Annotated in this window: 6 protein-coding genes and 1 pseudogene; 3 read left to right on the top strand and 4 right to left on the bottom strand. The window is 34.5% G+C overall.

Annotation, left to right across the window (positions count from 1 at the left end; translation table 11 throughout):
• Positions 1-579: 579 nt before the first annotated feature.
• The gene (locus WOCAOBSORBRA_RS03785; protein ID WP_015589128.1) at positions 580-1,491 is read left to right on the top strand and encodes an Rpn family recombination-promoting nuclease/putative transposase; all 912 of its coding nucleotides are present in this window, start codon (positions 580-582) and stop codon (positions 1,489-1,491) included.
• On the opposite strand, the gene WOCAOBSORBRA_RS03790 is transcribed toward WOCAOBSORBRA_RS03785, so the two are convergent.
• The 4 genes and pseudogenes from WOCAOBSORBRA_RS03790 to WOCAOBSORBRA_RS03800 form a co-directional block, all read right to left on the bottom strand.
• A complete protein-coding gene (locus WOCAOBSORBRA_RS03790) occupies positions 1,480-2,319 on the bottom strand; it encodes a hypothetical protein (RefSeq protein ID WP_246165625.1) in 840 nt (279 codons plus the stop codon). The genes WOCAOBSORBRA_RS03785 and WOCAOBSORBRA_RS03790 overlap by 12 nt on opposite strands.
• Positions 2,247-3,032, bottom strand: coding sequence for an ankyrin repeat domain-containing protein (locus tag WOCAOBSORBRA_RS06320; RefSeq protein WP_246165624.1), 786 nt, complete (start codon positions 3,030-3,032; stop codon positions 2,247-2,249). Before WOCAOBSORBRA_RS06320 ends, WOCAOBSORBRA_RS03790 begins: the two co-directional genes overlap by 73 nt.
• Positions 3,033-3,437: 405 nt before the next feature.
• Positions 3,438-3,657 (bottom strand): annotated as a pseudogene (locus WOCAOBSORBRA_RS03795) (transposase); the annotation flags it as partial.
• A gap of 183 nt (positions 3,658-3,840) precedes the next feature.
• Complete coding sequence (locus WOCAOBSORBRA_RS03800; RefSeq protein WP_174515964.1) at positions 3,841-6,246, bottom strand: ankyrin repeat domain-containing protein; 2,406 nt, start codon at positions 6,244-6,246, stop codon at positions 3,841-3,843.
• A 597-nt stretch (positions 6,247-6,843) separates the two neighbouring features.
• Here WOCAOBSORBRA_RS03800 and WOCAOBSORBRA_RS03805 point away from each other — a divergent pair.
• Both WOCAOBSORBRA_RS03805 and WOCAOBSORBRA_RS03810 read left to right on the top strand, forming a co-directional pair.
• Positions 6,844-8,772, top strand: a complete 1,929-nt coding sequence (locus tag WOCAOBSORBRA_RS03805; protein WP_174515965.1) for an ankyrin repeat domain-containing protein — start codon at positions 6,844-6,846, stop codon at positions 8,770-8,772.
• Positions 8,754-11,276 carry an ankyrin repeat domain-containing protein gene (locus WOCAOBSORBRA_RS03810; protein ID WP_174515966.1) on the top strand — a complete coding sequence of 841 codons (2,523 nt, stop codon included), beginning with the start codon at positions 8,754-8,756 and terminating at the stop codon, positions 11,274-11,276. Before WOCAOBSORBRA_RS03805 ends, WOCAOBSORBRA_RS03810 begins: the two co-directional genes overlap by 19 nt.
• Positions 11,277-11,375: the final 99 nt, after the last annotated feature.

Below are 11,375 nucleotides of genomic sequence, written 5' to 3' on the forward strand. Positions count from 1 at the left end.
ATTTCTAATCCTCCAAAATTTTATTTTACCCGAAAAAACTCCTTTCTTTCTCTCCACTTTTTCTGGGTAAGGTCAATTCGGAACTCTATTTCTTTTTTACGATCTTTACTTTTATTCTTATTGTTCATATAATATACCCTTCACTAATAATAAATTATTTTTAAATGTTTACTGTTATTTTCTTAGCAGTATTGGCATAAAGCCATAGCTTTTGGGTGAAGTCAAATCAAATTTTCAATTTTTTTTGTTTATTTTTTTATGAAAAGGTAGAAGATATTAATAGCTGCTAATTTCTTTAAACGATGTTGTCGTAGATTCGTATTTTTATACACCAAAAAGGGTATCTTTGATGTCTCCTACAGCTCCAAACTCATAGCATCCATTTGCCGGCCTTTTAAGGCGCTTTATAGAAGGGTTGATAAAAGATGTAAAAGGACGTCTAAGGTGCGTAGTAGCATTCTAAAGCCATCTATGGGAGACATTTTTTTCATCAACGCATTCAAAACTTAAAAAAATAAAAAACTTGAACATTTCTTCAGAATTATGTATAATTATTAATGCTTTTTAAGGTTCTTTCTTATGACTTTTTCTAAGTTTCTTGATCCCAAAAATGATGTATCATTTAAGCGTATCTTCGGTACTGAAAAAAATAGAGATATCCTTATTCACTTCCTCAATGATATTCTTGGCTTTACTGGTAAAAATGAAATAAAGGATATAGAGTTTTTAAGTACTATTCAAGACCCCGATATCGCCGCTAAAAAGCAAAGTATTGTTGATGTTCTCTGTAGAGATTCTACAGGTGCTCAATACATTTGCGAAATGCAGGTCGCTAAAACTAAAGGCTTTGAAAAACGTGCCCAATACTATGCTGCTAAAGCTTACTCAAGGCAAGCTGATAAAGGTGACCAGTATCATAACCTTAAGGAAATTATCTTCATTGCTATAGCAGATTGTGTACTGTTTCCTAATAAATCTGAGTACAAATCAAAGCATACTATTCGAGATGAAGACACTAATGAGCATGATCTAAAAGATTTCTATTTTATATTTATTGAGTTGCCAAAATTTCCAAAGAATAAGGAAGATCAGTTGGAAAATATAGTTGAAAAATGGGTTTATTTTTTTCGATATGCAGATGAGACTAGTGAAGAAGAGCTGGAAAAAATAATAGGTAGTGATGTAATAATTAAAAAGGCCTATGAAGAGCTAAATAGATTCAACTGGTCAGAAAAAGAATTTATTGCCTATGAACAGGAAATAAAACGTATTCTTGATGAACAGGCTGTCCTCGCTCAAAAACTTGATGATGCTACTGAAAAAGGTAGAGAAGAAGGTAAAGAAGAAGGCATCCAAATCGGACATGAAAAAGGCAGAAAAGCAGAGAAAATCGAAGTGGCAAAGAACTCACTTAAGGCCGGTGTCTCTATTGATGTTATCGCTCAAATTACCGGCCTTTCGATAGATGAAATTCAAAAATTAAGGAATTAATACTTTACCTTGACCTCTAGCTTGAGTTAAATGACATTGAACAGAAGTATTATTTAGATAACTTTTAGGCTCCAAGCTTATTTGTTGTTCTTTTACGTCACTCACTTCTAATCTGCTTAACATTTGTTGCATTAATTGATTTATTACTGGGTCTATTCTTCTATTAAATTCAGCCATAAACTTATCAAACTTTTTCGGACTTAATCTACCGGGATCTCCGGGTTCTTTACCAGGCAATGCTTCCTCTGCGTATGATTTTAAAATCCCTGAAATTTCATTAAATTCACCACTCCTAATTTTTTCATTAATCTTCTCAAATAATTTCTCAAAATTAATATCTAAGCGGTGCATTTTTATACCACCTTTCGATTCAGCTTGCTTCTCTAATACTTCCTTGAACGACTTTATAATATCCGATGTGTAAAAAAGAGCCTTTACAGGATTAACATCAGAAAACTTAGGAAGAGGACACTTTTTATCTAGAAAAGCTTGTAACAAGAAAAACATCAAGCTAGCATTATTACTCGCACAAACTTCACGACTAAATTGGCTAGTATATTGGATATTTGGGTTTCTTACTGTATCAGAATGATTGGAGCTACTTCCTGCTGTACCAGAACGGCTAGAGCTATTTTCTGAAAATGAAGGCAACGCAGCCCTTAAAGGGGAAGAGATAAACTGAAAAACACCTTTAACAGCATCTATCCATGAAGACGGCTTACTTGCTCCGCTTGTAGCTCCTATTTTGTTATAGCCTATTTCGTCACTTTGCGATGAATTGTCTGATGCATTATCATAAGATAGATCACACTTAGCTTCTTTTGTAATACTATATTGTACATCACGCTTCTTGCGAGTAGATCCACAATCCTCAATTTTCCATTGACATGGACTATCTTTGCCCCTGGCCTCCAAGTAAATACTCTCCTTCTATCCCTATCATGGCTAAGATAATCACTAGCAGGATATAAATACTCATTACTATAGTAAACACTTTTAATACATACCTCCGATGAAAATACTGCATTCTTTACTGACTCTGGTAATTCTCCTTTTATCCTTTCAAGCTCAGATTTTTTTTCCGAATGAACATTATGGTAATTACTCATCTCCATAATTCTTTTTACATAACGGGCTAACCTAAACTCCGCATTTTCTACACCTTTAACTTCAATACTAGCTCCAATATTGAGAAGATTTGTAACTTCACTAACATTCCCACTTTCTACAGCAGCAAATAAAAGTCTATCATACTCACTTTGCTTTGGTCCTAAAAAGTTTACTACTTCTGACTGACGAGAGGTATTTGCTACATCTAAAGGTTTTCCACCATCCTTATTTTTAGCTCCAATGTTAGCCCCCTTATCTATAAGAAATCTAATTATCTCTAAATGACCTCCTTCAGCAGCCCTATGCAAAGATGTGTAACCATCACTATCTCTAGCTTCAATATTAGCCCCTTTCTCAAGAAGTTCTCTAACGTCACTAAGGCGTCCTGCTCCTGCAGCACTAACTAATAAATCATCATTGTTTAAAGTCATTTGTCCCTCCACATTTATAAAAACTTACCTAACTTAACTAAGCAATCACACTATAACAAGCCACTCTTACCCTGAGCTTTTTTCTTTCCTCAAGCAACACAGAAAGGACCATCTTCCCTCAAACAAGAATTCTGGAATGCCCTCACATAACATAGCCCGCTCACAAAAGTAAAATTACCTTAGCCATCACACACTTACATACCATAAAAAATTAGTAATCTAATGTATTTCAGGAATAGTACTCCACTTTTAAAACTTGTCAACTCCTAATTTAAAATTTTTTTGAAATAATTTTTGATGAAAATTTTTAATGAATTACTATTAATTTAATATTAAATATTACTAAGAACCTAAATAATACAACCACTTTCAGCAATAAAAACCAGCTAGCATGAGAAGATTTTTTTGGAAATCGATTGGTCTTGCAAATGTGCTTAAAATCTTCGTTTCAAGCCCTGGATGTAAATTTATTTGCCTTTTTTTGACTATTTGGGGTTCCTTCTCTATCTCTTGGTGTTAAAAGTTCAAATGAATCTGCACTTGTACGTAAAGCCTTTGCATTTCTCCCATTTTTTCTATTATTTTCTTCACTTTCAGCCAATAAGTGGTTTTCTATTTCACCTTTTTATATCAATTTATTACTTTCTTTTTGATTTGACACACTTTTTTGAACATCTCTATTGTGGAACAAACTTTCTCTTGGTTCTCCAATTTAGACACATGAGCAAAGATTGTGAGCTTTCTCCTCTTACTTCAAAAACCAATATCTTCTTTAATATGATTACTTCTATGTACTTACTAAATTAGGCTACTTAAATTCCTTAGGCAGGTTATAAACGGATACCTTTGCTGAGCTTTCAAAGCTCTTTATAGAGGTAGGTGATTCTAATGTTCCAGGTACGTCATCATAATCAGATAGTTGCGTAGAAATTGAATTCGTCCTAATACCCTGAGATGTACCTTCTTGAAAATGAAGTAATTTATTTTCCAACTTATCTCTTGCTTCTCTAAAACTGTCCAATTTTTTTTGCAAGCTAACACTTTCTTCTTTATACTTTGAAAGTGTTAAATCGATAAAATGATTACACAACACTATTAGACCTGTAGCACTAGAAAATAACAACAAGAGAGGATGAATGGTAACACCTGGCATATCTCCACTTCTTGCATCATGAAAATTTTTATACATATTAAGACAAGAGCCAAAAGCTGCAGAGCATACAAAAGCAAGTTTTGTTCTGCACAGGAAATACTCGACTTGCGCTAATTTTTCATTGCAATGTGCTAATTCTTTACGCAAATCATTAATTTTATCACTATAATACCTAATAAACAATTGTTTTGTTTCTTCATTATTAACATATTTCCATGCTCTGTAAGATCTTCCATCTATGAGCTCAACGTTTACATGCTCTGATTTTAGAAGCGCACTAATTGCGTTACTACTTCTAGAACGCACAGCTTCATGTAGAGGTGTGTAATCGCTTTTAACATCTTTCCTTCTGTTAATATTTTCATAAGTTAAATACTTGAAAAGAGCCGAAATACATTCTGGGTCATTACCTTCAATAGCCAGAGTAATTGCATCTTTTCCGTCTTTATCCTTAGAATTAATAACTTTAGAAAGCGGCTTTTCATTTTCTTGCTTATCTTCAAAATACTTGCACTTATACACCTTATTCGAACGATATGGCTCCTTAAGAATACACAAAAGTTCTTTTACAAGATCAACCTGATTTTCTTTAATAACCACATGCAAAAGTGTGTTTTGATTTTCCTCATCTTGTAACAGTAAAACATCATACAAATAAGCATTTTCATGTAGATAACTAATCTCTTTATTGAAACGTGTTTTATCTATACCTTCTCTTCCTCCTTTACAGATACTGAAGAGTCGTAAACTACCTTCCAAAGCATTGTGATCAATTGCAGAGGCACGTTGCCTTCTGTATAAAATTGGCGCTCCTTCTACGCAAACACTTCTGAAGTAACGAGCAATAGGGGAATGGATACATGCACTTAAAAAATTAGTAAGAGGGTTACAAGTGTTCACACCATTCCTACCTTCAAGCAGTCTAACTACATCTAATTTATTATACGAATCAGCATAATATAAAGGATCCCGATCATAACAGTCCTTAGCATCAATTATAGCATCACATTCAAGAAGAAGTTTAGCTACATCTAAATGACCTTCCCTAGCAGCATAATGTAAAGGTGTTCTAGCTTTTTCATCCATGGCCTCAACTTTAGCACCTTGGCTTATAAGAAAGCTAACCACATCCTCTCTATTGTAGCAAGCAGCATAGTGTAGAGGAGTCATACCAAAACGGTCTTCAGCATCAATTATAGCACCACGGTCAAGAAGAAGTTCAGCTACATCTAAATGACCTTTCCCAGCAGCATAATGTAAAGGTGTTTTAGCTTCTTTATCCACGGCCTCAATTTTGGCATCTTGTTTTATAAGAAAGCTAACCATATTTTTTCTATTGTGGTAAGCAGCATAGTGTAGAGGAGCCATACCAAAACAGTCTTCAGCATCAATCATAGTACCACGGCCAAGAAGAAGTTCAGCTACATCTGAATGACCTTCCCTAGCAGCATAATGTAAAGGTGTTTTTCTACTATCATCTTGAACGTTAACCTTAGCATTTCTACTGAGAAGAAGTTTAAGGACATACAAATTACCCTTACAAGAAGCTACACACAAAGGCGTTTGATTGTTTATACCTTTAGCCTCAATATTAGCACCTCCATCAAGAAAATCACTAACCTTTCTAATATCTTTTCTTTCTATAGCAGAAAATAAATATTTATCTAGCTTTGCTCTCAAAAAGTTTGCTACTTCTGTGTTACCAAGCTCATTTACTATGCGTAAAGGTGTCTTAACATTATTATCCTTAGCTAAAATGCTGGCACCTTGATCAACAAGAAATCTAACCATATCGTATTGACCTGCACTAACAGCATAGTGTAGAGGTGTCCAATTTTGGTCACATCTAATGTCAATATCAGCACCAATACTAAGAAGAAGTTGAGCTACATTTACACTATTTTTACAGGCAGCCCAGGACAGCAAAGGCAACTTATCTAAAAGTTCACGATTAACATTATATTTATCAATATGTTGATCAATATATTCCTCCAACCGTTTAAAGTCGTCATTTTCTATAGCATGCGTAAAATCCGTTGTAAGGCTCGTTTGATCTTTCATAAACTATATAAAAAAAACTATTTTCCTACTCAGTACAATACTCCATTTTTAAAACTTATCAACCCCTATTTAGAAATTTTTTATGGAATAATTTTTGATGAAAGTCTTTAATATATTGCTACTAATTTAGCAATATATACTGTTAAAAACCTAAACAATATAACCATTTCCAGCACCCAAAACCAGCAAGCGTGAGAACAATTTTTCTTGGAATCGGTTGGTCTACCAAGTGTACCGTTCGAACTTTTCTTTATAGTGATTCTACTATATCCTAAAACCAGCTATATTAGCCTACTTTTACTACATTTACATACGAACTAACTTACCTAACTTTGTTGCAAAGATTGCAAGTTCCTATTTTCATAACCCTACTTTTACGTAGCTTGTTCTCACAAAGATACGATCTTTTTGGGATCTTTGAAGAAGTAAATAATTGAAATCTTTGTAATACTTGGTTGCAATGTTTTTTAGAGACAAAAGGTATTTTCCTATATCTGAATACAATAAATTTGTAATTCTGAAAAAAATATAAAACTATTGCTAATTATAATAATTGTGTAATAATTAAAACATAAGTTTTTAAGTTAAGGTAGTGTCGTGGGTAATCAATTGGAAGAAGTATCTAGTCCAATAAATATTCAAGCAGATTTAGAAGAGAACAGTATGGTTGATGGAATAGAAAAGCGGTCAAAAGAACAAGGTTTTTATGCAACACAGACCATACCAATTTATCAAGTTAATCAAAATATTACGTATTCATATTTAGCTACGCTCGATAGTCACTTAAAAACAGATGAGCATTGTGTACACGAAAGTAATATACATACTGACTTACTTAATTTTGCTTTTCATGGTTCCTTAGAGAAAGTTCAAGATCTATTAAACAAAGGAGCTAGTGTTGAGATAAAAGACAACAATGGTAACACGCCTTTGCATCTTGCTGCTGGCAGGGGCCACTTCGTAATCGTTGGAACCCTGTTAAAAAAAGGAGCTACTGTTGAGGTAATAAACAATGAAGAAGCTACTCCGCTGCATATCGCTGCTCAGATGGGTCACTTAAACGTAATTCAAGTTCTACTAGATAATGGTGCTGATGTTGATGCGCAAAAAGATAATGATGACACTGCCTTACATATTGCTGCTAAAGCAGGCTACTTAGAAGTAGTTCAAGTTCTATTAGGAAAAGGGGCTAGTGTTGAGACACGAAACGAAGAAGGATGCACTGCTCTTCATTCTGCTACTGAAATGGGTAAATTAAAAGTGGTTGAGTACTTTATAAGTGAAGAAAAAATCAATATTAACCAAGCAACCGATGATAATGACACTCCTTTGCATATTGCCGCTGAAATGTGTCACTTAGATGTAGTTCAATTTCTGTTAGAAAAAGGAGCCAGTGTTGAGGCACGAAACAAAGAAGGATGCACTGCTCTTCATTCTGCTACTGAAATGGGTAAATTAAAAGTGGTTGAGTACTTTATAAGTGAAGAAAAAATCAATATTAACCAAGCAACCGATGATAATGACACTCCTTTGCATATTGCCGCTGAAATGTGTCACTTAGATGTAGTTCAATTTCTGTTAGAAAAAGGAGCCAGTGTTGAGGCACGAAACAACGAAGACTGTACTGCTTTGCATATTGCTGCTAGCGAGGACCACTTAGAAATAGTTAAAGCTCTATTGGGCCAAATGAATAATGCTGACATACGAAAGAATAGTTTCAAATGTGTATTGCATATTGCTGCTCGAGAGGGTTACTTAAAAATCGTTAAAGCTCTATTAGACAAAGGTACTGATATTAATGCAACAAACTATGAAGGCGATACTGCTTTAAATGAAGCTGCTGGATGTGGTCATTTGGAAGTAGTTCAATTTCTGTTAGAAAAAGGAGCTAGTTTTGAAGCACGAAACGAAGAAGGATGCACTGCTTTGCATATTGCTTGTGAGGTGGGCTGTTTAGGCATAGTTAAAGCTCTGTTAGAAAAGGGATCTGATGTTAATGTAGTAAGCGAAAAAAATGGCGATACTCCATTACATGAATCTGCTAGAATGAATCGCTACGATATAGTTGAATACCTTGTAGAGGAAGAAAAGGCTACTATTGATGTAAAAAACTTTAGAGGTGAGACTCCTTCCGATTTGGCAGATTCTAATGGTTACAAAGATATAGTTAAGTATCTTAGTCTTCGAGTAAGGGAGTGTCCCAAAACCTCGGGAAGTCTGGCTGATGATAAAAATGTGATACAGTATCAAAAAGTGACAGAAAATAAACACCTAACTATAACTAATAGAGCAATAAAGACCAGTTTCTGTGTAGGGATAATGACCATGTTGACAAGTGTGGCTATTGGATGTACTGCTATTCATCTTAGTTTATCAATATCAGCTACTGCTGCATTGATTGTTGGGGCCATTGCTGGTGGCATTACATATGCAGTATTAAAGCCTAATAGTAGGCTAAATGAATGTGAAGTGAATAGGCAAAGCTTACCTCAAATGCCTAAGGACGAATGTTGCATGTCATATTAGTTCTTGCATTTTATGTCATGCGTGTGAAAATGGTGTGTAGTATTTTTAACCGAGGTGGAGTTATGGAATTGAATAAATTGCAGGAAGTATTAAATTCTGCTAACGCTGATGTTGGTTTCAGTAAGAGTAATGTAGTTAGTAAAATAGAAGAGAGATCAAAACAAGTAGATCCAGGTACATTCTGCCAATTACATCTTGCTGTTTTAAAAAACAATAAACAAATGGTAGAAGCCCTTATAAAAGGAGGAGCTGATGTTAACACAATTGATGCGTACAGTCGTGATCCATTATATTATGCTATCTTGCAAGGGAACACAAGAATGGTAGAGATCCTAATAAAAAATGGAGCAAGTGTTAATAAGAAGTATAATGACGGAAGCACTCCTCTACATCATGCTGTCTTGAGCCAAAAAATAAAAATAGTAGAGTATCTTATAAACAATGGAGCTGATGTTAATGCGTTAGATGAAAAACGGCGCACTCCATTATACTTAGCTGGACGAAGTACACAAATGGTCTCGATTCTCATGAAGAAGGGAGCATTCCCTTTACTGGAAAACAGAGATATTGAATTTTTAAAGGATCTAGTTAAACGCATCAAAGATGATGATACAGAGTATTTAAAGGAGGTAAAGGTGGAACAGAAGGAGGGGCGGGTAGATGATAAGTATGAGTCAATTAAATACTCGTTGCTGCTTAGTGATAACAGCTCTTTGACCTCTATTATTAAAAGGAAAAAATTCAAAAATTTAATATCTGATTGGTCTTTCAACGTACCTGATTTAAAAGATAACCAAAAAAATTTGAATAAGGCACTGTTAAATCTTCTTACAGACTTTCCATTTTGTGACATTACAAGGTTTGAGGACTTTTTACACGATAACAAAGGTGATGATCTAAAAGCTGTTCTCAATCTTCAAAGGGGAGAATCCAAATTGACAATACTACATGTAATACAAAGTATGGAGTATTTAGCAGTGGAAAAAGACATAGGTTGTGCAGTTAGTGCATTTATGACTTTACTTTTAAAATCTGGTGCTGATCCTAACATAGTTAACAGTGAAGGGCAAACACCTTTGCACTATGCTGCTTATTATAATACTTTAAATATACCTTTGCTTCTGAAAAAAGGAGCACGTGGTCAAACTGACAGACAAGGAAAAACTCCTCTAGACATTGTAATTATTAACAAAAAACCTTTTGAAGTGAATCTTTTAGAACAGATCTTTTTAACTCAGGAGCAATTGGAAGCAAAAAATGATTTAGAAGGTATTTGCGGTCATAGCTTTAACACTAATCGACTAAGAAAGTTTTTCAATCAGCACAAAGGAAATGAAGGTCTTAAAGAGATTCTCAATCTCCGTGATTGCGAAGGAAAGTCTCGAGTTTTTCAAAAGATTAGGGAGGCTTGTTATGGTAATGAAACTCATTTCAAAGAAGCAAAAAAGTTGCTGCTAGAAGCAGGAGCGATTGATTACGAAGAGTGGAAGGACAAAAAACGTTTGCCTAAGCTTAGAACTCTATGGGATGATTTAATATTAGATCAGTCGGAAAAGTTGAAAATATTTTTGGGTAGGGTAAATAAATCCAAAGATATAGATGAGTTAAAACGCGTTGTAAACGAAGCTATAGAACTTGGGGTAAGGCTGAACTTTCCTAACCAGGGTAGTATATACGGAAAGGTATATGAAAAGGAATATAGTTTTACAGATTTTGTGATAAGAAAGATTAGTGAATTAAGAAAGAGTTCCGAAGGTTCAAGGAATATAGAGGTTGCTAGTGGTATAGTATGTCAATTGATATCAAAAGGGGCAATTTTGTACAACATAAGCAGTATATATGTAATTGACGAACTGGAAGAGTTTGAAAGCCACAAAGCTAATATGAAAAACGCTTATGCAGATTATGAGAATCGTGCTTTAGATTTCATAACAATCGTTCAAAGCGCAACAAGTGGTAAGGTAAGAGACGTAAAAATCGACAACTCTACTCTCTGTCTTGAATATTCACAGGATAGTAAAGTAGATGTTGCAAAGATTACAAATGGAGCAAGGGGTTTAGGTATCACTCAGGAAGGTGTACAATACGGAAGAAATATAATAAAGATAGGTAAGAGTGAGGTAGAAATTATAACGGAAAACGCTATAAGGAATTATGTAGGCCTAGCAGATGGTAGTAATATAGTATTGACTTTCGATACTGGCTTGGGAGAGTTGGAAGTGAGATTATACCCTGATAAGCAAAATCTAATAAAGGTAGAAGTAGAAGATCAAGAAAAGTGGAAAAAATTACAGAATTGTGAGGAACGAATAGGGGAAAAATGTTTGCTTGGTGGGTGTTCAGTACGTGATGCTATTGAACGAGGTTTTTTTACTAGATCTGGAGAGTTGATTCGTTCTGAAACAATTAGTCAATCTGATGCAACAAAAGTGGGCCCTTGGGCAAAGCGCGAAAAAATGAGAAAAGCTTCAAGTCTTGAAGAAACAGTAGGCCGTTCTCTATAATGAAGTGAGGGAGTGTTAAATAAACCATACGCGTCAAGTTAAGGAAAAGTGTAAGTAAAGTTGATAGAGTGAAGGAAAATAATAAGGTATAAATTCTCT

It is taken from the genome of Wolbachia endosymbiont of Cardiocondyla obscurior (assembly GCF_902713635.1).
GTDB classification, from domain to species: Bacteria; Pseudomonadota; Alphaproteobacteria; order Rickettsiales; family Anaplasmataceae; genus Wolbachia; species Wolbachia pipientis.